Annotated in this window: 28 protein-coding genes and 1 other annotated feature; of the genes, 25 read left to right on the forward strand and 3 right to left on the reverse strand. The window is 38.3% G+C overall.

The features are described from left to right. Positions 1 to 55 precede the first annotated feature (55 nt). From rpsP to rplS, 4 genes are all read left to right on the forward strand, one after another. Entirely contained in the window at positions 56 to 331 is a 276-nt protein-coding gene (gene rpsP / locus FC89_RS02070; protein ID WP_057870894.1) for a 30S ribosomal protein S16, read from the forward strand. A gap of 157 nt (positions 332 to 488) precedes the next feature. Next, positions 489 to 1,001, forward strand: coding sequence for a ribosome maturation factor RimM (gene rimM, locus FC89_RS02075; RefSeq protein ID WP_057870895.1), 513 nt, complete (start codon positions 489 to 491; stop codon positions 999 to 1,001). Next, positions 1,001 to 1,741 (forward strand): tRNA (guanosine(37)-N1)-methyltransferase TrmD, encoded by a 741-nt coding sequence (gene trmD / locus FC89_RS02080; RefSeq protein ID WP_057870896.1) that lies wholly within the window; start codon positions 1,001 to 1,003, stop codon positions 1,739 to 1,741. The genes rimM and trmD overlap by 1 nt, the downstream gene beginning before the upstream one ends. A gap of 101 nt (positions 1,742 to 1,842) precedes the next feature. Further along, positions 1,843 to 2,193: a 50S ribosomal protein L19 gene (gene rplS, locus FC89_RS02085; protein WP_057870897.1), complete on the forward strand. Its 351-nt coding sequence runs from the start codon at positions 1,843 to 1,845 to the stop codon at positions 2,191 to 2,193. 113 nt (positions 2,194 to 2,306) lie between these two features. On the opposite strand, the gene FC89_RS02090 is transcribed toward rplS, so the two are convergent. Next, positions 2,307 to 2,732: an ImmA/IrrE family metallo-endopeptidase gene (locus tag FC89_RS02090; protein WP_057870898.1), complete on the reverse strand. Its 426-nt coding sequence runs from the start codon at positions 2,730 to 2,732 to the stop codon at positions 2,307 to 2,309. Positions 2,733 to 2,765: 33 nt separating this feature from the next. Beyond that, positions 2,766 to 3,074: a helix-turn-helix domain-containing protein gene (locus FC89_RS02095; protein ID WP_057870899.1), complete on the reverse strand. Its 309-nt coding sequence runs from the start codon at positions 3,072 to 3,074 to the stop codon at positions 2,766 to 2,768. Positions 3,075 to 3,259: 185 nt separating this feature from the next. Here FC89_RS02095 and FC89_RS02100 point away from each other — a divergent pair, with 185 nt between their 5' ends. Then, on the forward strand, positions 3,260 to 3,466 hold the full coding sequence (locus FC89_RS02100) for a hypothetical protein (RefSeq protein ID WP_057870900.1): 207 nt from the start codon (positions 3,260 to 3,262) through the stop codon (positions 3,464 to 3,466). A 341-nt stretch (positions 3,467 to 3,807) separates the two neighbouring features. On the opposite strand, the gene FC89_RS12275 is transcribed toward FC89_RS02100, so the two are convergent. Continuing rightward, the gene (locus FC89_RS12275) at positions 3,808 to 3,927 is read right to left on the reverse strand and encodes a DUF4044 domain-containing protein (protein WP_083485384.1); all 120 of its coding nucleotides are present in this window, start codon (positions 3,925 to 3,927) and stop codon (positions 3,808 to 3,810) included. 208 nt (positions 3,928 to 4,135) lie between these two features. Between FC89_RS12275 and dapG the strand changes: the two genes are divergently transcribed. The 20 genes from dapG (at position 4,136) to FC89_RS02200 (ending at position 25,627) form a co-directional block, all read left to right on the forward strand. Then, positions 4,136 to 5,356 carry an aspartate kinase gene (gene dapG / locus FC89_RS02105; protein ID WP_057870901.1) on the forward strand — a complete coding sequence of 407 codons (1,221 nt, stop codon included), beginning with the start codon at positions 4,136 to 4,138 and terminating at the stop codon, positions 5,354 to 5,356. After that, entirely contained in the window at positions 5,346 to 5,708 is a 363-nt protein-coding gene (locus FC89_RS02110) for a DUF3397 family protein (RefSeq protein WP_057870902.1), read from the forward strand. The genes dapG and FC89_RS02110 overlap by 11 nt, the downstream gene beginning before the upstream one ends. A gap of 259 nt (positions 5,709 to 5,967) precedes the next feature. Next, positions 5,968 to 6,399: a division/cell wall cluster transcriptional repressor MraZ gene (mraZ, locus tag FC89_RS02115; protein WP_057870903.1), complete on the forward strand. Its 432-nt coding sequence runs from the start codon at positions 5,968 to 5,970 to the stop codon at positions 6,397 to 6,399. A 26-nt stretch (positions 6,400 to 6,425) separates the two neighbouring features. Further along, complete coding sequence (gene rsmH, locus FC89_RS02120; protein WP_057870904.1) at positions 6,426 to 7,370, forward strand: 16S rRNA (cytosine(1402)-N(4))-methyltransferase RsmH; 945 nt, start codon at positions 6,426 to 6,428, stop codon at positions 7,368 to 7,370. Between the two features lie 36 nt (positions 7,371 to 7,406). Continuing rightward, positions 7,407 to 7,778, forward strand: coding sequence for a cell division protein FtsL (ftsL, locus tag FC89_RS02125; RefSeq protein WP_057870905.1), 372 nt, complete (start codon positions 7,407 to 7,409; stop codon positions 7,776 to 7,778). Continuing rightward, positions 7,775 to 9,916, forward strand: coding sequence for a penicillin-binding transpeptidase domain-containing protein (locus FC89_RS02130; RefSeq protein ID WP_057870906.1), 2,142 nt, complete (start codon positions 7,775 to 7,777; stop codon positions 9,914 to 9,916). Before ftsL ends, FC89_RS02130 begins: the two co-directional genes overlap by 4 nt. A gap of 16 nt (positions 9,917 to 9,932) precedes the next feature. Then, a complete protein-coding gene (locus FC89_RS02135) occupies positions 9,933 to 11,423 on the forward strand; it encodes a UDP-N-acetylmuramoyl-L-alanyl-D-glutamate--2,6-diaminopimelate ligase (protein WP_057870907.1) in 1,491 nt (496 codons plus the stop codon). Then, the gene (mraY, locus tag FC89_RS02140; protein WP_057870908.1) at positions 11,420 to 12,382 is read left to right on the forward strand and encodes a phospho-N-acetylmuramoyl-pentapeptide-transferase; all 963 of its coding nucleotides are present in this window, start codon (positions 11,420 to 11,422) and stop codon (positions 12,380 to 12,382) included. The genes FC89_RS02135 and mraY overlap by 4 nt, the downstream gene beginning before the upstream one ends. A gap of 18 nt (positions 12,383 to 12,400) precedes the next feature. Then, positions 12,401 to 13,774, forward strand: coding sequence for a UDP-N-acetylmuramoyl-L-alanine--D-glutamate ligase (murD, locus tag FC89_RS02145; protein ID WP_057870909.1), 1,374 nt, complete (start codon positions 12,401 to 12,403; stop codon positions 13,772 to 13,774). Positions 13,775 to 13,777: 3 nt separating this feature from the next. Then, positions 13,778 to 14,863 (forward strand): undecaprenyldiphospho-muramoylpentapeptide beta-N-acetylglucosaminyltransferase, encoded by a 1,086-nt coding sequence (murG, locus tag FC89_RS02150; RefSeq protein ID WP_057870910.1) that lies wholly within the window; start codon positions 13,778 to 13,780, stop codon positions 14,861 to 14,863. 31 nt (positions 14,864 to 14,894) lie between these two features. Then, positions 14,895 to 15,743 (forward strand): cell division protein FtsQ/DivIB, encoded by an 849-nt coding sequence (locus FC89_RS02155; RefSeq protein ID WP_057870911.1) that lies wholly within the window; start codon positions 14,895 to 14,897, stop codon positions 15,741 to 15,743. A gap of 146 nt (positions 15,744 to 15,889) precedes the next feature. Then, a complete protein-coding gene (gene ftsA, locus FC89_RS02160) occupies positions 15,890 to 17,218 on the forward strand; it encodes a cell division protein FtsA (RefSeq protein WP_057870912.1) in 1,329 nt (442 codons plus the stop codon). An 18-nt stretch (positions 17,219 to 17,236) separates the two neighbouring features. Beyond that, complete coding sequence (ftsZ, locus tag FC89_RS02165) at positions 17,237 to 18,514, forward strand: cell division protein FtsZ (RefSeq protein ID WP_057870913.1); 1,278 nt, start codon at positions 17,237 to 17,239, stop codon at positions 18,512 to 18,514. A gap of 29 nt (positions 18,515 to 18,543) precedes the next feature. After that, positions 18,544 to 18,975 carry a cell division protein SepF gene (locus tag FC89_RS02170; protein WP_057870914.1) on the forward strand — a complete coding sequence of 144 codons (432 nt, stop codon included), beginning with the start codon at positions 18,544 to 18,546 and terminating at the stop codon, positions 18,973 to 18,975. A gap of 11 nt (positions 18,976 to 18,986) precedes the next feature. Continuing rightward, positions 18,987 to 19,247: a YggT family protein gene (locus FC89_RS02175; RefSeq protein WP_057870915.1), complete on the forward strand. Its 261-nt coding sequence runs from the start codon at positions 18,987 to 18,989 to the stop codon at positions 19,245 to 19,247. A gap of 24 nt (positions 19,248 to 19,271) precedes the next feature. Further along, positions 19,272 to 20,057, forward strand: coding sequence for a YlmH family RNA-binding protein (locus tag FC89_RS02180; RefSeq protein WP_057870916.1), 786 nt, complete (start codon positions 19,272 to 19,274; stop codon positions 20,055 to 20,057). A gap of 25 nt (positions 20,058 to 20,082) precedes the next feature. Next, complete coding sequence (locus FC89_RS02185; protein WP_057870917.1) at positions 20,083 to 20,808, forward strand: DivIVA domain-containing protein; 726 nt, start codon at positions 20,083 to 20,085, stop codon at positions 20,806 to 20,808. Beyond that, positions 20,805 to 21,028: a binding site (T-box leader), on the forward strand. It overlaps the preceding gene by 4 nt. Positions 21,029 to 21,067: 39 nt before the next feature. Next, positions 21,068 to 23,863 (forward strand): isoleucine--tRNA ligase, encoded by a 2,796-nt coding sequence (gene ileS / locus FC89_RS02190; RefSeq protein ID WP_057870918.1) that lies wholly within the window; start codon positions 21,068 to 21,070, stop codon positions 23,861 to 23,863. Between the two features lie 227 nt (positions 23,864 to 24,090). Beyond that, positions 24,091 to 25,086: a diaminopimelate epimerase gene (gene dapF / locus FC89_RS02195; RefSeq protein WP_057870919.1), complete on the forward strand. Its 996-nt coding sequence runs from the start codon at positions 24,091 to 24,093 to the stop codon at positions 25,084 to 25,086. After that, positions 25,073 to 25,627, forward strand: a complete 555-nt coding sequence (locus tag FC89_RS02200; RefSeq protein WP_057870920.1) for an NUDIX hydrolase — start codon at positions 25,073 to 25,075, stop codon at positions 25,625 to 25,627. The genes dapF and FC89_RS02200 overlap by 14 nt, the downstream gene beginning before the upstream one ends. The last annotated feature ends 3 nt before the right edge of the window (positions 25,628 to 25,630 follow it).

The raw sequence follows: 25,630 nt of genomic DNA on the forward strand, positions 1-25,630 counted from the left end.
GGCAATTTATTGGTATATTATTATTCGTTGATAAATTAATTAGGAGGTGTCATTAATGTCAGTAAAAATTCGTTTGAAAAGAATGGGATCTAAACGACGTCCATTTTATCGAATCGTTGTAGCCGACTCGCGTTCACCGCGTGATGGCCGTTTTATCGAAAACGTTGGAACTTATAATCCATTGACTCAACCAGAACAGGTGACTCTTAAAGAAGAAACCATCATGACTTGGTTAAACAATGGTGCACAGCCATCTGATACGGTTAAAAACATTCTTGCAAAACAAGGAATTATGAAGAAATTCCACGAAGCACGGTTTGCAAAAAAATAAAGTTTGGCCGTTAAGCTTGAAACTTATAAGTTATAAAAAATCAATCAATTAAAAATGGGGTTTTCATTAATATTGGTTGAGTGAATATTTCTGGTATAAGAACTCTCTTGATAAGACAGCAATGTTTTGTTTAGGGAGTTTTTTTAAGGAGAGGTTTATGAAATATTTTGAAGTTGGAAAAATCGTTAATACCCATGGAATTAAAGGTGAAGTCAAAGTAACCGTTATAACTGATTTTGCAAAACAACGATTTCAACCGGGAAAATTTATTTATGTGCAAACAGATACAGCTATCCCCCAAAAGTTAACACTTAAAACTGTTAGACCGTTTAAACAATTTTATTTACTGTCTTTTGTTGAGTATACTGACCTAACAGCAGTTGAAGCTTTAAAAAATGCCAAGCTGCTGATTGACGAAACTGAGCAAACTCCTCTGGCAGCCGGTGATTACTATTATCATCAAATTATTGGACTGAAGGTTGTAGATGGACAAAAGCAAATTTTAGGAAAAATCAAAGAAATTTTAAGTCCAGGTGCTAATGATGTTTGGGTAGTTGAACGGGCAGGAAAACCGGATTTATTATTACCAGCAATTCATGATGTTATTAAAAAAATTGATCTTGAGCAAAATGAAGTTGAAGTTGAATTGCTAGATGGGTTGGATGATTGATGAAAATTAATATTTTAAGTCTTTTTCCAGAAATGTTTACCGGACCGTTGCATGAATCGATTGTTGGAAAAGCGATTGAAAAAGCATTAATTGCAGTGGAGGTGGTTAATTTTCGTGATTATACAACCAGTCGGCAAAAACATGTCGATGATTATCCCTACGGTGGTGGAGCTGGGATGCTGCTGCAGGCTCAGCCAATTTTTTCTGCGTTAGATGCTCTGGAAAAACAGGATGGAGAGCTGGGACGGGTAATTTTGCTTGATCCGGCTGGAAAAAAGTTTGATCAATCCTTGGCAGCAAAATTTTCACAGGAAAAATCGCTGACTTTTATTTGTGGACATTATGAGGGGTATGATGAGCGCATTAGAACCCGGGTGACCGATGAGGTTTCGCTAGGGGACTTTGTAATGACTGGTGGAGAAATTGCAGCGATGGCAATGATTGATGCGACAGTTAGATTATTACCTGGAGTGCTGGGTAATCAAGCTTCGGCACCAGCTGATTCATTTTCCAGCGGATTAACCGGGTTACTGGAATATCCGCAGTACACTCGACCAGCTGATTTCCAAGGATTGAAAGTGCCGGAAGTCTTATTGAGCGGCAATCACCAAAAAATTGCTGATTGGCGGCAAAAAGCAGCTCTTTTGCGGACTTATCAGCGCCGACCGGATTTATTAGAAAATATCAAATTGAACTCACAACAAAAAAAGTGGTTGCGTGAATTTGCAGAAAAAAGTTGATTGCTGCAATCAAGTATGATAATATTGTGGTTGGCTTGTTAGCCATATTAACAGCATTCCGCTGCGACTGGACATGAATGCTGGTGAAAGGAAGAAAGAAAATGAATCCATTGATTCAAAAAATTACAGAGTCACAATTACGCAAAGATATTCCTGATTTTCGTCCGGGAGATACGGTTCGGGTTTATGCTCGAATTGTTGAAGGTAACCGGGAACGAATCCAGTTATTTGAAGGTGTCGTTATTAAACGTCGCGGACAAGGTATCAGTGAAACATATACTGTTCGTAAAATCAGCAGCGGCGTCGGTGTGGAGAGAACTTTCCCAGTTCATTCACCACGTGTTGATAAAATTGAAGTTGTTCGTCAAGGACGCGTACGTCGGGCTAAGTTGTATTACTTACGTGCTTTACATGGTAAAGCTGCTCGTATCCCAGAAAAATTACGCAAATAGAACCAAGAAAAAGCCTGTTATTCAAGGCTTTTTTTGTTTGCTCTAAAATAATCAGGTACTGGTTTGTAAAAGTTCTAGAGGGCGCTCAGGGGCCAAGCTAAAGGATTAAAGCCTTATTGTGGATGATTGATTAAATAGGCTGTAAGTTCTTGTTTAACTAATTCCTGATAGCGCTGGGGGATACCGAAACTTTGAATAAATTCTTGACTGTTGATAGTATGAGTAGTCACTTGTTTTAAGTAGAAAGGGATTAATAGATTGATGGCTAATTGATTGGTCTGGTGCTCAATACTTAAAAGCTGAGCCGTCGTAGTACGATATAAAATTTGATCGCTTGATTCATTTCGCAACAAATGAGCCAGTTCATGAGCAAATTGAAAAATTAATTCATGCGGTTTTTTCCAATTTTGATTCATAATGATTATTCGTTGATCAGCACTGGCAATTGAAGGAGCTTCAGGTGTTAAGGAAGTTATCCAGTAAACTGAAATTTCCTTTTTATGCGCCAATTGTGTCAACTGGATCAGCAGTTCATTCATAAAAGTTGCCTCCGCAATTGAAAAATTATCTGTCTATTTATTACTTCGCAAAATAGAGTTGATAATCGCTAAATCTTTTCGAGATATTTTTTTCCCTTCATAGGTAAAAATGACATTATCATTTTGTTTTAATTCAACCTGTAGTTTTTTTTCAGATGCGCGTCCTAATAGATAATCAACGGAAACATTAAAATAATCAGCGATCTTTTCAACTCGCGAAATAGATGGCTGCCGTTTGTTCCATTGGTAAATGGTGTTATGGCCTAAATTTAGTTCCGACTCTAATTGATAAATTGTAATATGATTTTTTTTGGCTAATTCTTTGATGCGATCAACAATCATAATATGCCTGACTCCTTTTCTAGCTTAAAAGGTAGAAATTTAGTTGAAATCTAACTTATAAGTTAGTATAATTTAAGATATAAAAGATTTTGTTTAAATCCCTAGAATACCTTTAATAATATAATACTGAGTAAATCTTAGTCAAATTTGTTAGATAACAATTTAGATAATAGGAGTGGAGTCAGGTGAATTATGAAATTTCAGATGCAATTTTACTTTGTTTAAAGAGAAACAAACGTTTAGGAATCAAACCGTCATCACAGACTGACATTGCTGATCATTTTGGCTTGTCTAAACCATATGTTAATCAATTAATTAATGGTCATGTTGCTGACTCTGCTAATACGCGGCAACGTTTAGCAGCCATTAAACAGTATGTCGGAATGGAGTAATTATTCGGAAGAACAATTTAAAATAATTGATGTGGCTGGTAACAAATTAGAATTAATTTTGTTAGCGGCAATGAAATTAGTGGAAACCTTTGATTTAGAGAAAGGTTTTTTATTTTGGAGAATAATAGTTAGTGGCGTGATTTTTTAGACCAAGTTTGGTTGCCAAATGAGCGTTGCTTGGAGAATAACCAAGTTGCTAAAGAGGGATTAATTCGCAAATAATTTATTGGTTAAAAAAAGCCACCAGTATACTGGTGGAAAACAGGTTTTATTAACCAAATGAATTGTTGGGAATAACATTCAAGCTGGTGAATTTAATTTGAAGCTTGATTAAATAGATATTAGTAACCCATTACTGAAAAAATAGCTGTCAGGAAAACTGTCCCAACAGTTACGATGATCATTAGCCAAATAACTGCCATCGTAATTTTTTGAAAACGGCTGCGCTTCTTTTTTGCCACTTTTGTTCACCCTTTTAAATTAGTATTTATAAATAACTATACCGTTTTAAGATTAATACTGTCAAATTAAAACAGCAAAATCCTTAATTAAGTGACTTGCTAATTTTGGATATTTCACGTAAACTATGAACGATTTATAATTTTTAGGGAATAGCAGCTCATCTAATATTAATAACTTTGGATGAGTGAAAGTGAGGAATGATCAGCAGTGAAAATAATGGTACAAAAATTCGGCGGCACCTCAGTTCAAGATGATCAGTCAAGGAAAAAGGCAATCGAGCATGTTCAGTATGCCGTTGATCAAGGATATAAAACAGTTGTAGTAGTTTCAGCGATTGGTCGTAAAGGAGCTCCTTATGCTACCGATTCATTATTAAACTTGGTAGATGGAGCAAGTTCGTTACTATCAAATCGGGAATTAGATATGTTAGTTTCAGTAGGAGAAATTATTTCTACTGCGGTTTTTACAGAAATGCTGAAAAAGCAAAAATTTGCAGCGATTGCCATGACCGGACCAGACGCCGGCTTTCGAACTAATAATGAATACCAAAATGCTAAAGTTTTGGATGTCAAAACCGATGCAATTTTAAAGGCCTTTAAGACGAATGATGTCGTTGTCGTTGCAGGCTTCCAAGGTCTTTCCCGTCAGGGGCATATCACAACGCTGGGACGCGGTGGCAGTGATACTTCGGCGGCTTTATTAGGTGCTGCATTATCAGCTAAACGTGTCGATATTTTTACTGATGTCTCGGGAATGATGACCGCTGACCCGCGGCTGGTAAAAAAAGCTAAGTTCCTCAAAAATGTTAGTTATGAAGAAGTAGCTAACATGGCACATGAAGGAGCTAAGGTTATTCATCCACGAGCAGTTGAAGTAGCTCAACAAGCTCATTTACCGTTGCGGATTCGTTCGACTTGGGATAGTGTTGATGAACTGGGAACCTTGGTTTCGGATAAGGATTTATCAATTCGCCATTACCGAGCGGTGACGGGAATTGCCCATCAAGTTGGATTGACACAATTTATTATTGCAACAGCTGATTTGACAGCCGAAAATGTTTTTGCCTTATTGGCAGATAATCATCTAAGCGTTGATTTTATCAATATTTTGCCAGAAAAAGTTGTCTTTAATTTAAATCAGCAGCAAAGCCAAGTTGCGAAGCAATTGTTGGCTGCCAAAAAAATTAAAACCGAGATTATTGAAGATTGTGCCAAGGTTTCGATCGTTGGGGCTGGAATTATGGGGACGCCGGGAATCACGGCGCGAATTGTTTCAGCTTTAACGGCTAAGAAAATTAAAATTTTACAAACGACAGACAGCTATACAACGATCTGGGTATTGGTTAAACAAAGTGATTTAATTGCGGCAGTTAATGCACTCCATGATACATTTTTAAATGAACGGCAGGATGGTACCGATGAAGTATGAGGTGTTGGTGCAATTAGCTGTGATCGGTATTTTGTGGGTGGGGTTAAGTTTTTGGAAAAGAAAGTTTCCCCGTTTTTTCCCGAAAAAACTTTATCCTGTTGACTTGATTATTTTTTATTTGATTTATTGTATACACCGCTTATCAATGGTAATTTTAAAAACAAGTTTGCTGCCGGAAATTTCGCTTTTTGCAGCTTTGCTGGGAATTGGTTTAACTCTTTTTTTGGCGGTTACTCGTGGTGAAATTGTTTATTCGCTTTTTTGGCTGCAATTTTGGCGAATCTTTGGAATTTTAGTTATAATAAGCTACCTAACTCTACTGTTGATCTTTGGTTTGAAATTTGTATCTTAGATACTCAGATTAACTATTTATGGAATAATAAATGTTTGAAGCTCGAAATGAGCTTCTTTTTTTTAGCTCAATTAGTCTGAAAACGATTGAATTCTTAATGATAGTTGGTTTAAAAAATTAGAAAAAAATTAAATTCATTTAAACAGGGCAGGGAATTATAATTTTTTTTATTGTTTCGATAATCAAGTGGTAAAATAGTGGTTGAGAGTGGGAGATTGTGGTAACATCAAATATAGTTAGTTAAAGGGGGTTAGGCTGCTTGTTAATGGGCGAATATCACCATACGATTGATAGTAAAGGGCGACTGATCATTCCAGCGAAATTTCGTGAGCAGCTAGCCAAGCAGTTTGTCTTAACGCGGGGAATGGACGGCTGTTTATTTGGCTACCCGGCCAATGAATGGCAGTTGCTTGAAAAAAAACTTCAGCAGCTTCCTTTAACTAAGCGTGATGCACGAGCTTTTGTTCGTTTTTTTTATTCAGCGGCTACTGAATGTGAATTTGATCGTCAAGGTCGCATTGTGGTTCCAAAATCATTAAGGCAGCATGCTGAATTAACTAAAAAGTGTGTAGTTGTTGGTGTTTCTAATCGATTTGAGATTTGGTCAGAGGATCGTTGGCAGGAGTTCAGCGAAAAAGCTGAAGAAAATTTTGATGAAATTGCTGAAAATATGATTGATTTTGATCTGTAAGTATAAGTAAAGGTGGAGAAGTAATTTTGACCAAAGAATTTGTTCATCAGACAGTTTTATTGCATGAAGCAGTTGCTGGTCTGCAGGTTCGTCCAAATGGAGAGTATGTCGACTGTACATTGGGTGGAGGCGGTCATAGTAATTTAATTGCTCAGCAATTGAGCGCCGAGGGGCATTTGTATGCTTTTGATCAAGATGAAACGGCAATTGAGTTTAATCAGCAACGATTTGAAAATTTGCCCGTTACGCTGATTCCAGCAAACTTTCGTGAAATAAAGCAGCAATTAGCGGTTTTGAAAATTTCGCAAGTAGATGGAATCCTTTATGATTTAGGTGTTTCTTCGCCACAATTTGATGATGCACAACGTGGTTTCAGCTATCGTTTCGATGCACCGTTGGATATGCGTATGGATCAGTCACAGCAATTAACGGCTAGAATTATCGTTAACGAGTGGCCTTACGAAAAATTGATAAAGATTTTTTGGAGGTACGGTGAGGAAAAATATGCAAAGTCGATCGCACGTCACATTGAAAAAGCACGCGCTGTTGCTCCTATTGAAACTACGACCCAGTTGGTTGAACTAATTAAAGCGGGGATTCCAGCACGCGCTCGACGAACGGGTGGACATCCTGCCAAACGTGTTTTTCAGGCAATTAGAATAGCTGTGAATGATGAGTTGGGTGCATTAGAGGATTCGCTGAGTCAAGCATTAGAATTGCTTGCGCCAAATGGTCGGATTTGTGTAATTACATTTCAGTCGCTGGAAGATCGTTTAGTAAAAGCAATGTTTAAGGAGAAAAGTTCCCTACCTGATGATTTACCAGCGGGATTGCCAGTTATTCCGGCAGATATGCAGCCGGATTATCGCTTAATTACACATAAACCGATTGTGCCTAATCAAATAGAGCTCGAACAAAATCATCGAGCGCATTCGGCCCGTTTAAGAATTATTGAACGAAAAAACAAATAATTATCATAATTAAATTTTTTAGAGGATGTGATTTGTATGACAGAAAGCACCGCTACCCAAAGGCAAGAAATTGTTCCTAAGAAAGCGGCCCCAATACATAAAACAACACTGCAGCCTAATCCCAGCCGACATCGAGTACCGTTTTCTAGACTTGAGATCGGCAGTATAGTTGCTGGAGCGGTTATTCTAGTCGCTTTAACAATTGCTGTTATTTCCAGCCAAATTGGCTTGACAAAAGCTCAGTTCGGTTTGCAACAAGTCAATCAGCGAATCACTACGATTCAGAATCGCAATGTAAATACAAAACAAGAAATAAATTCATTATCAAGTCGCGATCGTTTGCTGAAAATTGCTGAAAAAGATGGATTGATGATGAATAATAGCAGCATAAGGAATGTTACCAAATGAATAATAAAAAAAAGCAGCTGAAACGACAAACCAATCGAAAGTTTTATGGTATCGGAATTTTCTTAATGGTGGCAGTAATCTTTGCCGTTTTCATTGGCCGCTTTTTTTATATTGGAATTTTTAAGACAGTTGATAAAGTCAATCTTCCACAAAAAGTCAGTCAATTGTATGCCGGCAAGACAGAGATCAAGGCCCAAAGAGGAACTATTTATGATAACGACAATCAACCAATTGCCGAAGATTCATCAACCTATAATATTTATATTGTACTATCAAAAAAAGCTACAATTTTTGGTAAAAGAGAGTATCTGGCACAAAAAGACAAGCCCAAAGCAGCTCGGGTATTGAGCAAGTATTTGGGAATCAGTTATCAAACGGTACTTAAAGATTTGAATCCCAGTGATCAGGATCTTTATCAGGTTGAACTGGGAAGTGCCGGCAGCAATCTCTCGTTTGAAACCAAACAAAAAATTGCAGCAGCTAATATTACTGGAGTCAATTTCACTTCAACGCCAGCACGATTATATCCTAACGGAATTTTTGCCTCCCATATAATTGGTGTGGCAGAAAACCAAGCAGGACAATTAACGGGAGTTTCAGGAATCGAAAAAGCTTTTAACAAGCAGCTTACCGGACATAATGGTGTTCGCAGTTTTGAAAAAGACACTCGTGGTACGCCGGTTCCTGGTAGTAAAGTCAAGTCGCGTGCAGTAAAAAATGGCGATAATTTGTATACAACGCTTAATACTCAGCTGCAAACTTACTTGGAAACTTTAATGTCGCAGGCACAGTCGACCTATCGTCCACAAGAAATGACGGCAATTTTAATGAAAGCTGATACTGGTGAAATTTTGGCTGCTACTCAACGACCGACTTTTAATGCTCAAACTAAACAGGGAATTAATCAAATTTGGCGGAATATCTTAGTTCAAGATAGCTATGAGCCCGGATCAACAATGAAGGTCTTTACGATGTCAGCAGCAATTGACAGTGGTATTTATAATCAGAATGCGACCTTTAAATCTGGATCTTATGAAATTGACGGCAAAAAAGTTAACGATTGGGATCCAAATGGTTGGGGGTATATCAGCTATCGGGATGCCTTTATTCGCTCATCAAATGTGGGGATGGCTCATCTGGAACAACAGATGGGAGCAAAAACTTGGTTAAAATATATCAAGAAATTTGGTTTTTTAAAAAAGACTGGGTTAGGCCTTCCCAACGAAGCTAAGGGTAATATTGAGTTCGGGTATCCAATTGAACAGGCTAATACAGCTTTTGGGCAAGCGATTGATGTAACAGCCCTGCAAATGATGCAGGGATTTTCAGCTATCGCTAATCATGGTAAAATGGTAAAGCCGTATTTAATTAAACGAGTAGTTGATCCTAACAATGACAAAACTGTTTATCAAGCAGGAACAAAAGTTGTTGGTAAGCCAATTCGCAGTCAAACTGCCAGTCAGGTCTTGAGCATGATGCAAGATGTAGTTAATAATCCAAATGGAACCGGGGCGGCTTTCAAAATTGATGGATATCCAATCGGTGTTAAAACCGGAACAGCTCAAATCAGCAATGATAAAGGTACCGGGTATTTGACGGGGGCAACTAATTACTTATTTTCAGTTGTCGGTATGGCACCAGCAAATAATCCTAAATATATTTTATATGTTACGATGAAACAGCCGGCAACATTTGCCGGCCAAACTTCTGGTCAAATGTTAGCATCGGTCTTTAATCCACTGATGAAGCGGGTTTTAGATGAAGATCAGGAAACAACTAATCAGCAAAAAACACAAGTGAAATTACCAAATGTGGTTGGACAATCAGTGACAAATGCCAAAAAGACTTTAAGCAATGCAGGGTTGTTGGTTACCGTTGTTGGTACTGGTAAGAAAATTACGGCTCAATCTGTTTCCGGTGGTCAAACGTCACTGACTGGTGAACGGATTATATTGTTGACTGATGGTGAAAGATTAATGCCAGATCTGACTGGCTGGTCGCGCAGCAATGTTACTGTTTTAGCAAAAATGTTAAATATCAATGTCAATTTTCAAGGTTCAGGTTACGTCAAAAGTCAAAGTATAGCAGCTAATCAACCATTGACAAATCAAAAAAATATTGTAGTACAATTGAAATAAAAATGTGGTGAAAAAAATGCAAGCAAGTAAATTAATCAAATGTTTAAGATTTAAAAAGGTTTTACCGGCAGAATATGAAGATTTTACGGTAAGCTTGTTAACACAAAATACTAAGGAAGTTATCGAAAATAGTATTTTTGTAGCAGTTAAAGGTGCCCAATTCGATGGACACCGTTTTGTCAAAGAAGCAATTCAAGCGGGAGCAAAAATGATTATTGCTCAAGAAAGAGTTGCTATTGATGGGGTTCCAGTAGTCTATGTTGAAAATTCTAAACGTGCAATGGCAATTTTAAGCAGCCATTTCTACGGTAATGCCAGTCAGGCTTTGCGGGTCATCGGTGTCACTGGAACTAATGGCAAGACGACGGTTACGCATTTGATCGAAGCGATTTTCCGAGCTCAAGGTGAAGAAACGGGATTAATAGGAACGATGTATCGAAAAATCGGTAGTGAAATTTTTCCAACGAAAAATACGACTCCCGATATTATTACGTTACAGCGGGCACTGAATAAAATGGTTGAGCGGCATGTTTCAACGGTTGCGATGGAAGTTTCTTCAATTGCTTTGATTCAAGGTCGAGTTTGGGGTGTTGATTTTGATATTGCCGTATTTACAAATTTGACACGTGATCATCTTGACTACCATAAAACAATGGCGAATTATGAACATGCTAAAAGCTTGTTATTTTCACAGTTGGGTAATTGCTATACCGGCAATGGAGATGATAAGGTCGCAGTTTTAAATATTGATGATCCTGTAGGCAGACAATTTCAGCAAGACACAGCGGCTCATATACTAACTTATGGAATTGAACAACCAGCAATGATTCGGGCGACCGATATCAAGATTCATAGTCAAGGAACTGATTTTAAGCTGCATGTTTTTGATCAAGTTTGGCCGATTCGCGTTAAAATGATCGGTCGCTTTAATGTTTATAATATTTTAGCGGCGTTTGCTGCCGCATATGCTGCCGGAGTGAAATCAGAACGGATTATTACCGCACTTAGTGAATTTTCGGGAGTTAAAGGTCGTATGCAATTAATAACATCAACCACTGGCGTCAGTGTGGTTGTAGATTATTCGCATACGCCAGATGGCTTGTTTCAAGCTTTAAAAACTCTAGATGAAGTGGCACAAAAACGCGTTTTGTGCGTAATTGGTTGTGGTGGCGATCGTGACCATGGAAAACGGCCCAAAATGGGAGAAATTGCGGTTAAGTACAGTGACTTAGCTATCTTCACTTCTGATAATCCACGGACTGAAGATCCTGAGAAAATAATCGCTGCAATGTTGACAGGGGTACCGGGAAAATCTGAAGTACCGGTTTTTGTTAAACGCCGAGCAGCAATTAACTATGCGATCAAACAAGCTCAACCGGGTGATGTAGTTTTAATCGCTGGGAAAGGGCATGAAGATTACCAAATAATTGGTAAAGAAAAGCGTCATTTTGATGATGTAGAGGAAGCTACTAAAGCATTAAAATTAAAGGAGCAAGCTGACAAATGACTTTTGCAGAAGTAATTATTTCACTAGTTTTGAGTTTTGGACTGACGGTTTTGTTTTTACCGCAGTTTATTAATTATGCTCATCGAAAAAAACAAGGGCAGATGATTCGAGAAGAAGGACCAAGTTGGCACCAGAAAAAATCTGGAACACCAACGATGGGTGGCTTGATTTTTAATACGGTGATTTTAATTGTCAGTTTAGTTGCTGCAATAATTTGGCAGCAATTAACTGCTAAATTGTTGGTATTAATCTTTATTCTAGTGCTTTATGGTGGTTTAGGTTTTTGGGATGACTCAATTAAACTTTGGAAAAAACAAAATGAGGGTCTAAAAGCTTGGCAAAAATTATTAGGACAAATTGTCGGGGCGGTTGTTTTTATGATTGTTTATTATCAGGAAAAATTACCGCTGGCTTTACACTTATTTGGTCATGAAATTTCAATTGGAATGTTTTTTATCTTGTTTGCAATTTTTTGGTTAGTTGGTTTTTCCAATGCTGTTAATTTGACTGATGGTATTGATGGTTTAGTCGGAGGTCAGGCAACGATTGCTTTTGCGGTTTATGCAGTTATTGCTGCTAAACAGCAGCAATATGATGTTTTGCTATTTTGTTTAACGATTATTGGTTCCTTATTAGGTTTTTTGCTTTTCAATCATAAACCGGCTAAAATTTTTATGGGTGACATGGGTTCTTTAGCTTTAGGTGGGGCCTTAGCTGCTGTTTCAATGTTAGTTAATCATGAAATTTCGTTGTTGTGGATTGGTTTGATTTTTGTTATCGAAACCGCCAGTGTTATTTTGCAAGTCGCTTCTTTCAAATTGACTGGCAAACGGATTTTTAAAATGAGTCCGATTCATCATCATTTTGAACTTTGCGGTTGGAGTGAATGGCGGATTGATTTGACATTTTGGTTTGTAGGTATCATTACAGGAGTCAGCGCTTTATTAACAATCTTTTAACTTAAAGGAAGTATTCGGATGAAGGCAATAAAAAGTTATCAAGGGAAAAAAGTTCTTGTATTAGGTTTAGGGAAAAGTGGCATAAATGCTGCCGAGCTTTTAGTTAGATTAGGTGCCAAGGTAACAATAAATGATTTAAAAACACCAAAAGATCCAACGATCATCAAGAATTTGCAGGCAAAGGGAATTAAAGTGATCACTGGCAGTCACCCATTAGAATTGGCTGAACAAAATGAATTAATGGTTAAAAATCCTGGGATTCCGTATACTAATCCATTAGTGAAAGCTGCTCAAGCTGCTGGTTTGCCGATTATAACTGAACCTGAATTGGCTTACGAGATTTTAGAAGCACAGTTAGTGGCAGTTACTGGAACAAACGGAAAGACAACGACGACGACTTTGATTACCTTGATGCTGGATCAGGAAAGAACAGCTGGCCGAGCTTATGCAGCTGGTAATATTGGAATTCCTGCCAGTCAAGTAGCACAAAAAGCAACTGCTAAAGATGTGATGGTTACGGAATTATCAAGCTTTCAGTTACTGGGAATTACCAAACTGCGGCCACATATTGCCGTGATCACTAATATTTATGAAGCACATACTGATTACCATGGTTCAAGAGCAAATTATGTTAAAGCTAAATTGCGGATCACTAAAAATCAGACAGCTGAGGATTATTTAATAATCAATTGGGATGCTGAAGAGTGGCGAAAATTAAGCGAAAAGTCAGCAGCTCAAATTATTCCGTTTTCGCGCAAACAGGTTGTTCCAACTGGTGCCTATCAGCAAGGTGAATATCTGTATTTTAAAGGTGAGAAGATTATTAAAGCTGCTGATATTAAAATTCCTGGTGGCCATAATATCGAAAATGCTCTAGCTGCTATTGCGGCTGCTAAACTTATGGGACAATCGAATCAGGCGATTTGCCAAGTATTACGAACTTTTAGTGGCGTTAAGCATCGAATTCAATATGTTATGACAGTTAAACAACGAAAATTCTATAATGATTCTAAAGCAACGAACATGGAAGCCTGCGAACGGGCATTAAGTAGTTTTACGCAGCCAACAGTTTTATTAGCCGGTGGCCTAGATCGAGGTTTTACTTTTGAACGTTTGATACCTTATTTTAAACATGTGCGAGCTATGATCTGTTTTGGTGAAACAGCCAAATTAATGGCTGCGGCTGGTAAAGCTGCGGGCGTTAAGCAGATTGATTTTACGCAGGATGTAGTTAGCGCTGTTCCGTTGGCATATAAGTTGAGCCAGCCGGGAGATGTTGTGCTGTTGTCGCCGGCTTGTGCCAGTTGGGATCAGTATCCAACTTTCGAAGTTCGCGGTGATCGTTTTATTAAAGCAGTTGAAAATTTAGCAACTGAACAGGAGGAAAATTAAGTTATGCGTTTACTGATATCAGGCGGCGGCACTGGTGGTCATATTTATCCGGCTTTGGCTTTGATCGATCAACTAAAGAAAACTGATCCGCAAGCAGCTGTCTTATATGTCGGTACCCATCGCGGATTAGAAAATAAGATTGTGCCAGCAGCCGGGATTGATTTTAAAACAGTCAAAATTCAAGGATTCAAGCGATCACTGTCATTTGAAAATTTAAAGACGGTTTATCTTTTTTTGAAAAGTGTTGGAACAGCTAAAAAAATTATTCGTGAATTTAAACCTGATGTTGTTGTTGGAACGGGCGGTTATGTTTGTGGAGCAGTTGTTTATGCTGCTGCACGAATGCATATTCCGACCTTTATTCATGAACAAAATAGTATTGCTGGAGTTACTAATAAGTTTTTGAGCCATTTTGTAGATCGAATTGGTATTTGTTTTCCTGAAGCAGCTAAGGAATTTCCTGATAAAAAGGTTGTTTTCACTGGAAATCCGCGGGCTCAGCAAGTTGCAGACATGAAATCAGCTGGGTATTTAAAGAATTTTGGTTTCAAATCAGAAATACCAACAGTTTTGATTTTTGGTGGTTCGCGTGGAGCACGCCGAATTAATGAAGCGACGGTTGCGGCTTTAAAAAACTTTGATGGTAAACCGTATCAGGTCTTATTTGTGACTGGCAGTGTCCATTATCAAAAAATTGAAACGATGATTAAGGAGCTACCGGCCAATGTCGTTGTTAAACCGTATATTGAAAATATGCCTTTAATTTTACCAGAAATCAGTTGTATCGTTGGTCGGGCCGGAGCAACCAGTTTAGCTGAAATTACGGCCTTGGGAATTCCTTCAATTTTGATTCCCAGTCCGTACGTAACACACGATCATCAAACACATAATGCCCAAAGTTTAGTAAAAATAAAAGCGGCAGTAATGATTAAGGAAGATCAGTTAAATGAAACAGTACTGACTAAAAAAATCGACCAGTTAATGGCAGATAAAAAATTACGGTTGCAAATGGCTCAAAATGCTAAAAAAGCTGGTGTACCTGATGCAGCTGATCAAGTTTTGAAGCAATTATTTTCTTTAAATAACTAATTCTGAATAACTAAGAAAGAGGTGTTAAGGAATGTCGGACAAAAAAGAAAAGGACCCAAATGAACGAACGTCTGCTCCCTTGACACCTTGGGAAAAAGCACAACTTGAACGAAAACAGCAAGAAGAGCGGTGGCATTTTAAGCCTTTTCAGAAAAAACGAATTGGTAATAAGTTACCGGAATTAGTTGCGTTGCGGCATAAAAGATTACGCCGGGCTTTGTTGCTTAATTTGTCAGGTTTCACGCTTTTGCTGTTATTATCACTATATTTTATTTCACCGCTCAGTAAAATAACTAAAATTGAAGTTTCTGGTACTTCAACACCTTTGGCACAACAAGTGGTTAATTTTAGTGGGGTGAAACCGGGGCAATATTTACTGGGGGTCATTTTTGAGCGACGACAAATAACCAAACAACTGCAGCAAAAGGTACCAGAAGTTCGCCATGCAGAGTTTGCTATTTCCGGTAGGAACGTTAAAGTGAAGTTAAAATTTTACCAAAATTTAGGATATGTAGCTAAGAACAATCAATTTTATCGAGTGGCTCCTAACGGTAAAATCTCACATTTGGCCCATTCATATCCTCAAGGAAATACGCCAATTTATGTTGATTTCAATAATCAGCAATTATTGAAGGAAATGGCAAAACAAATGGAGCAGTTGTCGCCTAAAATCATTCGGGCTATTTCTGAGATCCATGCAACCCCAACTAAGGCCGATTGGCAAAAACTACATTTATATATGAATGATGGTAATCAAGTTTTGGCGACAGCCAGTACTTTTGCTAGAAAAATGAAGTATTATCCTGAGATTAAAGCTCAAACATCAGGTAAAGTGATGATTGATATTCAGGTAGGAGCATTTTCTTATCAGTTGAATTAGTAATTTTAATAAATTGTAATTTTTCTGCAGTCTGAAACGTGTAATATTACTATGGGGTGTGGTAAAATTAAACTATTCAAATGAATAATAATTAATATCTACGAAACTTAATTTTGATTAAAATTTGAGAGAAGGAGGCTCGATTGATGGGGAAATCTGGAATATATGTCGGATTAGATATTGGGACAACTTCAATCAAAGTGATAGTTGCAGAATATTTGAAAGGTCAGCTTAATATTATCGGTGTTGGAAGTGAACGTTCCGATGGTCTCAGCCGAGGTGTGGTAATTGATATCGATCATGCAGTACAGGCAATTGATCGGGCGGTTGCACAAGCTGAGGAAAAAGCTAGTTTGAAGATTAAAGATGTTCAAGTCAGCTTGCCAGCTAACCTGCTTGAAATTGAACCCTGCAGCGGAATGATTGCTATTCGCAAAAACGGTGGTACCAAAGAAATTGATGAGCAAGACGTAATGCGAGTGACTAAGGCCGCTTTGACGCAGCAATTACCCCCTGAAAGACAAATTGTTGATATTATTCCTGATGAATTTACAGTTGATGGATTTGATGGTATTAAGGATCCACGGGGAATGGTTGGAGTCCGTTTAGAGATGAAAGGTGTTGTCTATACAGGACCGAAGACAATTTTGCATAACACCTTACGCTGTGTTGAAAGAGCTGGGCTGCATGTCACGGACATTGTTGTGGCTCCCTTGGCTTTATCAAGGTTGGCGTTGACTGATGGTGAACAGGATTTTGGCTCAGTACTGATTGATCTGGGAGGCGGACAGGCAACAGCAGCTGTCGTTCACGATCACAAGTTGAAATATACATACGTTGATCAAGAAGGTGGTCAGTTTGTCACTAAAGATATTTCAGTTGTACTGAACACTTCGTTGGAAAATGCTGAAAAGGTCAAACGTAATTATGGTTACGCAGCTGGCTTTTTGGCACCCAAAGATGAAACGTTTAATGTCGAGGTTGTTGGTCAGGCCGAAACGGCTGAATTTACAAGTGAATATTTAGCTGAAATTATTGAGGCCCGGTTAACACAGGTTTTTGAAAGGCTTAAAACGGTGCTGGATGATATTTCTGCTTTGCAGCTGCCTGGTGGGGTAATCATTACTGGCGGACAGGCTGCTTTGCCGGGGGTCAAAGAGTTGGCGGAAGAAGTATTTGAAACGAATGTTCGTTTGTTTGTTCCAACTCAAATGGGATTAAGACATCCGTCATTTACCCAAGTAATTGGTTTGATTGAGTATAGTGCGCATCAAAGTGAAATTGCGCGAGTTGTAAAAAAAGCTGTTTTTCCTGAGATAGAACTGTCATCGGCTCAACTTGAAAATAATGATTATACGAGTTTATCAGCAACTGATTCAGAACCTGATAAGACGGCAGTTCCGAAAAAAGAAAAAGTTGAGCATAAAGGAACCTTTGACGGTGTAAAAAAATTTTTCAGTACTTTTTTTGATTGATAAATGGAGGTAAAAGGCATGGAATTTTCGCTGGATGCAAATGAAAATACAGGCGCAAATATTAAAGTAATCGGTGTCGGTGGGGCCGGTGGCAATGCTGTTAATCGGATGATTGCTGATGATGTAAAAGGTGTTGAATTTATTGTTGCTAATACTGATGTACAGGCTTTGAAAGGCTCAAATGCTGAAACAAAAATTCAGTTGGGCCCAAAACTAACACGCGGACTAGGTGCCGGTTCAAATCCTGAGATCGGTAATAAAGCAGCTCAGGAAAGTGAAGAAGCAATCGCTGAAGCGCTTAAAGGAGCTGATATGATTTTTGTTACCGCTGGAATGGGTGGCGGCACAGGAACCGGAGCAGCACCAATTATTGCTAAAATTGCTAAGGAGCAAGGAGCATTGACTGTCGGGGTGGTAACTCGTCCATTCAGTTTTGAAGGACCTAAGCGGGCTCGATTTGCGGCAGAAGGCGTTGCTCAGATGAAAGAACATGTTGATACATTGGTAATCATTGCTAATGACCGCTTGTTGGAGATCGTTGATAAAAAGACACCGATCATGGATGCATTTAAGGAAGCAGATAACGTTTTGCGTCAAGGTGTTCAAGGAATTTCTGATTTAATTACGTCACCAGGCTATGTCAATTTGGATTTTGCTGATGTAAAGACAGTTATGGAAAATCAAGGTTCTGCTTTGATGGGAATTGGTTCAGCTAATGGCGAAAACCGAACAGTTGAAGCAACTAAAAAAGCGATTTCTTCACCATTGCTGGAAGTGTCAATTGATGGAGCAGAGCAGGTATTGCTGAATATCACCGGTGGACCTGATTTGAGTTTATTTGAAGCTCAAGATGCTTCTGAAGTAGTGGCTCAAGCAGCGACCAGTGATGTTAATATCATTTTCGGAACCTCAATTAATAACGAATTAGAGGATACAGTTGTTGTTACCGTAATTGCTACTGGGATTGATAAGAAAAAGCGTGAAAAGAAAGTTCAGCATCGTGCTAACTACAATCCTGCTCGTTCTGCTGGAAATGAACAGCGAGAAAATGTTGGAAGCAGCAGTTCTCATGAAAATGAGCAATTTAAAGCCGGTGAAAATGATCCGTTGCGTGATTGGGACTTGCGGCGGGAATTTTCTGATAATAAACATGAAAAACAAGAACGGCAAGTTGATTTTGATAATATTGAAAAGAAAAAGTTTGATGTTTTCAAAATGGATACTGCACAAGAAGAAAATGAGAATGAAACTGATGATCTGAATAAGCCACCATTTTTCAGACATCGTCGTAAATAATATTTTTTTCCAGGCAAGGGGTGATTTCAATGACTTTGGGAAATAAATTAAGCCGATTTTTTGGTGTTGATGAGGTAGAATATGATGAAGCCGCGGCTGTTGAACAACAACAAGCTGTAAAATCAGAAAATAATTTTGCCGCACACAATCAAAAAGTAGTTTCATTTAGTGATAAGAATCGTAACGGTTTCGAAAAAAAGATTGCTTTATTCGAGCCACGCATTTATTCTGATGTTAAAGCAATTGCTAGTAAATTGCTTAATGGTCAAGCAGCTGTAGTTAGTTTTCGCAGAATGGAAGAATCACAATCGCGACGAGTAGTTGATTTTTTGACAGGAACCGTCTTTGCTATCGGCGGAGAAATTCAGCGGATTGATGATCAAATCTTTTTGTGTACACCACGTGGATTTACAGTTGAAGGTAGCTTGGCTGGTAAATTTGATGATGATGAATTCAGTTAAGGAGTGTCTAATTGTTAGTTTTAACAATAATCAATCGTTTATTTGAATTATATTCTTTAGCGATTGTCGTATATGTTTTAATGTCATGGTTTCCAAATGCACAACAAAGCCGTTTTGGGGAAATCTTAGCTCGTTTTTGCCAACCGTATTTAGATTTTTTTGAACGTTTTATTCCACCGATCGGCGGGATTAGTTTTTCGCCGATCGTGGCTTTAATTGCCTTGCAGTTTATTCAAAATGGCTTAGATTTAGTTGTTAGTATGATTTTTTGAGTATAATTTTAAGAGGGCAAAATTTTGCAGTCTGAAGCAGTCTATCAACATTTTCGTTCAGCTGAAGCACCTTTAATTGCTGAATTTTCTGATTTGATTAATCAAGCAGCCGATGAGTATCGGCCGATTTTGACCAGATTTTTAGATCCGCGGGAGCGTTTTATTATTCAGTCCTTGCTGCCAAGTGATAGTACAGTTAAATTTGCTTGCTGGGGAGTAACTGAGCACGCTGAACGACAGCGCGGAATTTTTTATCCGGCCTATTTTGTACCGCAAAAAAGCGACTTTGAATTAGCATTATTACAAATCCACTATCCTTTAAAATTCGCTCAGCTGAAACATAGTCAAATTTTAGGGACGATCTTAGGTAATGGCTTGCAACGGTCAGTTATTGGCGATATTATAACCGATGAACAGCAGTGGCAGGTCATTGTTGATCAAAATATCGCTGTGTATTTGCTTGATCAAATCGAACGGATCGGTCGGACAAAAGTCAAATTTGAAGCAGTTTCATTGGATCAAGTTCTTTCTCCAAAAATTGATTGGGAGCGGCTGGATATTTCAGTTTTATCTTGGCGATTAGATGCAATTTTAGCGGCTGTATTTCATTTTTCACGCAAGAAAGCTAAGGAATTACTGGCAGCTGACAAAGTTCAGTTAAACTGGATGCCACTGATGCGGCCGGATATTCAGCTGAAGTTACAGGATATATTATCGATTCGTGGTTATGGTAGGTTTAAGATAATTGAAACGACCGGTATTTCTAAACGTGGTCGGATTCATTTGCAAGTTGATGTCTTAAGAAAATAATACATAAGCTGGAGGTGTTGGGGATATGGCGTTAACCCCGTTAGATATTCATAATAAAGAATTTCGTGTAAAATTGCGTGGCTATGATCAAGATGAAGTTAATGATTTTTTAGACCAAATCATTAAAGATTATGAGATAACACTTAAAGATAATAGTCGTTTGACTGAATCTTTAAAACAAAATCAAGAAAAGTTGAAGTATTTTAATGATTTGAAAGATTCACTTAATCAGTCAATTATTGTAGCCCAAGAAGCTGCCGATCGTGTGAAGTCAAATTCACAACGTGAGGCTGATATTACTAAACGTGAGGCTCAAAAGCAGGCTGAAGATGTAATTTCAGAAGCGCATGAAAAAGCGCATGAGATCATTGAACAGGCTTCGCAAAAAGCTAAAAAATTAATTTTTGAGACTGATGATCTTAAAAAACAGGCACGCATTTTCCGTCAGAAACTGCAGGTAATGCTGGAATCGCAATTAGAGGTTGTTAAAGGCAGTGAGTGGGATGATATTTTGCGTCAAGGCGATACAAGCGACTACGAAGCTATTCAAGAAATAATTCGTCGTGATGAAGACCTTGACAAGCAGGCAGCTAAGGCAGTAAAATCAGTTTCAAACAGTGAAGCTGTTGAAACGACTGATGATGAAGCTGCAGCGTCAGTATCAGAAGATCCAACAAAAAAAGCGGTCGTTATCTTTCCAGATGAAGAAAATGACGGTCAGCATTTCTCTGAAGATTCTTCAAAAGATTAAGTATTTTAAAGCAGAACAAGGTCAATTTGGTAGTCGGTCAAGAGAGTCGATGTCTTGGTGAAAGTCGAACCCAACGCTAAGTTGATTATCAGCTGCTATGATGATGTAAAACTGAAATTTAAGTAGGTTTTACCGGTTCATAACCGTTAAATAATGTTTAAGAGGAGTACAGCATTGTATTCTTGAACTTGGGTGGTACCACGAAGAATTCGTCCCTTTACGGACGGGTTCTTTTTTTATTTTTAGAAAGGGTGATCTAATGCGAGTTAAAGAGACGTTGAATTTAGGCAAAACAAAATTTCCGATGCGTGGAAATTTGCCTGTTCGCGAAGTAGAACGGCAAAATGAATGGGAAGAAAATCAGGTTTATGAACGGCGGCAAAAATTAAATGAAGGCAAGCCGACTTTTGTATTGCATGATGGGCCACCATATGCAAACGGCAATATTCATATGGGTCATGCACTAAATAAGATCTCTAAAGATTTTATTGTTCGTTCGAAGTCAATGATGGGATTCCGCAGTCCTTATGTTCCGGGCTGGGATACGCATGGCCTGCCAATTGAACAGCAATTAAAAAAAGCTGGTGTTGATCGAAAAACTTTGTCAGTAGCTGAGTTTCGTGAAAAGTGTCGGGAGTATGCTTTAAAACAAGTTGATAAGCAACGGACTGATTTTAAACGTCTTGGTGTAGCTGGTGAATGGGATAATCCATATTTGACTTTAGATCCAAAATTTGAAGCGCAAGAAATTCGGGTTTTCGGAAAAATGGCTGAACGTGGATTAATTTACAAAGGTAAAAAACCGGTCTTTTGGTCTTGGTCATCTGAATCGGCTCTAGCTGAAGCTGAAGTTGAATATCATGATGTTACATCACCATCAGCTTTTTATGGCGAACAAGTTATTGATGGTAAAGGATTGCTTGACGAAGATACCTATTTGGTTGTTTGGACAACTACTCCTTGGACAATCCCAGCTTCTGAGGGAATTACAGTAGATCGTGATTTTGATTATGCTTTAGTTAAACCAGCTGGCGAAGAACGCAAATTTGTTTTGGCTGCTGATTTAGTTGAAAAATGTGCTGAATTGTTTGGCTGGCAACAATATCAAGTAGTTAAAACATTTAAGGGTCAAGAACTTGAGTATGTAACTACACGCCATCCCTTTTATCCAGAACGAAAATTATTAACGATGTTAGGGGACTTTGTAACTCTGGACGCTGGGACTGGTTTGGTTCATACCGCTCCTGGCTTTGGTGAAGATGACTTTAATGTTGGCAAACAATATGGTTTGGATATTTATGTTCCAGTTGATGATAAAGGGTATCTAACAGCAGATACTGGTAAAGATTTTGCAGGTGTTTTTTATGATGATGCTAATGAGATTTCTTTAAACAAATTAAAAGCAGCTGGACTTTTATTGAAATATATGCCAATTGAACACAGCTATCCGTTTGATTGGCGAACAAAGAAACCAATTATCTTTCGGGCAACACCGCAATGGTTTGCTTCTGTTGATAAGATTCGTTCAGAAATTTTGGATGCAATTGATGAAGTCAAATTTTTCCCAGATTGGGGTCAAAAACGGCTGCATAATATGATCGCCGATCGTGGCGATTGGGTCATTTCCCGCCAACGTGTTTGGGGTGTTCCACTACCAATTTTTTATGGTGAAGATGGCGAAGCTATTATTACCAAAGAAACAGTTAATCATGTAGCTGATCTGATTGAAAAAAATGGTTCAAATATTTGGTTCCAGCGGGAAGCTAAAGAACTTTTACCTGCCGGTTTTACCAGCGAACATTCTCCTAATGGCAAGTTCACTAAGGAAAATGATATTATGGATGTTTGGTTTGATTCCGGTTCTTCCCATCAAGGTGTTTTAGCTCTGCGCGACTATTTAACATATCCTTGCGACATGTATTTGGAAGGTTCAGATCAGTATCGTGGCTGGTTTAATTCAAGTCTGATTACAAGTGTCGCTGTTTCTGGTCATGCACCATATAAACAAGTCTTATCCCAAGGCTTTACGTTAGATGGTAAGGGCCGTAAGATGAGCAAGTCGTTAGGCAACACCATTGTTCCTGCAAAAGTTATCAAACAATTTGGAGCAGAAATTATTCGTTTGTGGGTCTTAAGTGTTGATTCGTCAGCTGATGTCCGAGTTTCAATGGAGAGTTTTAATCAGATTTCGGAAGCTTACCGTAAAATTCGGAACACAATTCGGTTTTTACTGGCTAATACAACTGATTTTGACCCGCAAACTGATCAAGTTCCGTTTGAAAAAATGGCTTCACTTGATCAATATATGGAAATTAAAATTAATCAATTTACAAAAGAAATCCTTGATGGTTATGCTCAATATGATTTCATGAATATTTATAAGAAATTATTGAATTTTATTACAAGTGATTTGTCGGCCTTTTATCTTGATATTGCTAAAGATGTTGTATATATTGAGGGTAAAACCAGTCAACGGCGGCGTTCTATGCAAACAGTTCTCTATGATGTTGCAGTTCGGTTGACTAAATTATTGACACCGGCTTTGCCGCATACAACTGAGGAAATCTGGAAGTACTTAAAAGAACCTGAAGATTATGCCCAATTAGCAGAAATGCCGGAAGTTTTCCATTTTAATGATGAGGCTAAAAAATTAGCTTTGTGGGAAGAGTTTATGGCAGTTCGGAGCGATGTCTTCAAGGCTTTGGAAACAGCTCGTAATGATAAATTAATTGGTAAATCATTTGAAGCACATGTAACTTTGTATTTGTCTGACAAAGAACGTGAACATTTAGCAGCGCTTAAGACTAATTTGCGCCAAGATTTGATCGTTTCAGCTTTGGATATTGAAGATTTGGCAGCTGCTCCTGAAACAGCACTTAAATATCGTGATCGAGCTGTTTTGGTGGAACATGCTACTGGTGAAGTTTGTCCACGATGCCGAATGATCAAGACTGATATTGGCAGTGATCCTAAATTACCGCAGTTATGTGGTCGGTGTGCTAAATTGGTGGAAGAAGAATTCCCTGAGGCTTTAGCAGAAGGTCTAACTGATTAGTTATTATAAATAGTTCTATTTTGAAAGATATGGATGATTTAGTCCATGTCTTTTTTTACTGTTCTTGATCGTAATTAGTATTAGGGCAAGTTATGCAAATCATTATTGAATAAGTACTTGGATTTGTTAATCGGAATTTGTTTTTAACCGAATGTTGTATAATATGATATTATATGAACAGAATCTTAGTTTTTAAATTAGATGAAGGTAAACTCGGAGGAAATACAATGAAATTATTAAAGGTTCATGGATCGGGTAATGATTTCTTTATTTTAGATCAAAAACAATTTAAACAACCATTGACAGATAACCAGCTGCAAACTTTGGCTCAGCGGATTTGTGATCGAAAAACAGGATTGCATGGCGGAGCAGATGGTGTTTTGTCAGTTACCCCCAGCACTAAAGAATCAGCAGCGCTTGGTCGCATGCGGGTTATTAACGCTGATGGTAGTGAAGCGAGCATGTGCGGTAATGGAATACGGACAGTTGCTCGCTATTTGAGTTTGAAAAATCAGCAAACGGCTTTTAAAGTACAAACGATGTATGCTGATTTATTGGTTAAACAAGAAGCTGATTTTGCTCCCAAAGTTAAAGTTTTTGCGGCAGAAATCTCACCGGTTAGTTTTGCTGCTAAAGACTTAAAAATGCATTTTGCTGGAAAAGAACAGTTGATCAATCAAGAACTTCCTGAATTGGCGCCGGGGTTTAAGTTCTCAGCAGTTGCCGTTCCTAATCCACATTTGATTGCCTTTGTCGATCATCAACAATTAATTGGTTCTAAATTAGGTGAGATTGCTAGTTATTTAAATGATGGCAAGAATCCTTATTTTCCAGATGGAGTCAATGTTAGTTTTGTAGAAATTTTGGCGAAAAATAAGATTTTTGTTAGAACTTATGAACGTGGAGTCGGGTACACTAATGCTTGCGGAACAGCAATGTCAGCTTCAAGTTTGATGTATGTCTTGCTTTACCAACCGCAAGAACTTGAGCAGCAGCTTGAAGTTTGCAACCCGGGTGGAATGGTTAAGACAATTGTACACCAGCGTCAAGATAGTTCATATTGGATATCTTTAATTGGAAATGCAACTTTTGTAGCTGAAGTGACAATTCCCCAGGATGCAGCTTTGCAAGGCGATTTTCAAGCAGCTACTTGGCAGGAGACCGGTGAACAGGCAGCTTATGAAAATTTTGTCAGGGGGTTGAAAAAAGATGAAATTCGCTGAAAAATTATTAACAACTAAATCAATTTATCAGGGCAGAATTATCAATTTAGAAGAACAGACAGTTGAATTACCTAACGGCCAAACTGCACAACGAGAAATCGTTCGTCATCATGGTGCGGTGGCACTGCTTTGTTTAACCGCAGCTAAAGATAAGATTATTTTAGTTCGTCAATGGCGCCAGCCGATTAATAAGACGACCTTAGAAATTCCGGCCGGAAAAATTGAAGCTGCAGAAGAACCATTAGTTACGGCACGCCGGGAATTAAATGAAGAAACAAGATTAGCCGCTAAGCAGTTAGAGCAGATTGCCGTTTTTTATACTTCTCCTGGTTTTGCTGACGAAAAAATGTATTTGTACGTAGCCCATGATTTACGACCAGTTAAAAACCAGTTACCACAAGATGACGACGAGTTTTTAGAATTAGTTGAATTGACGATGGAAGAGACTGATCAAGCAATTGCAGCCGGTGAAATTTGCGATAGCAAGACGTTAATGGCAATCTGGTACTGGAAGTTGTTAAAGACGCAAACGAAAGGATGATTT

It is taken from the genome of Liquorilactobacillus ghanensis DSM 18630, assembly GCF_001435235.1.
Lineage (GTDB): Bacteria > Bacillota > Bacilli > Lactobacillales > Lactobacillaceae > Liquorilactobacillus > Liquorilactobacillus ghanensis.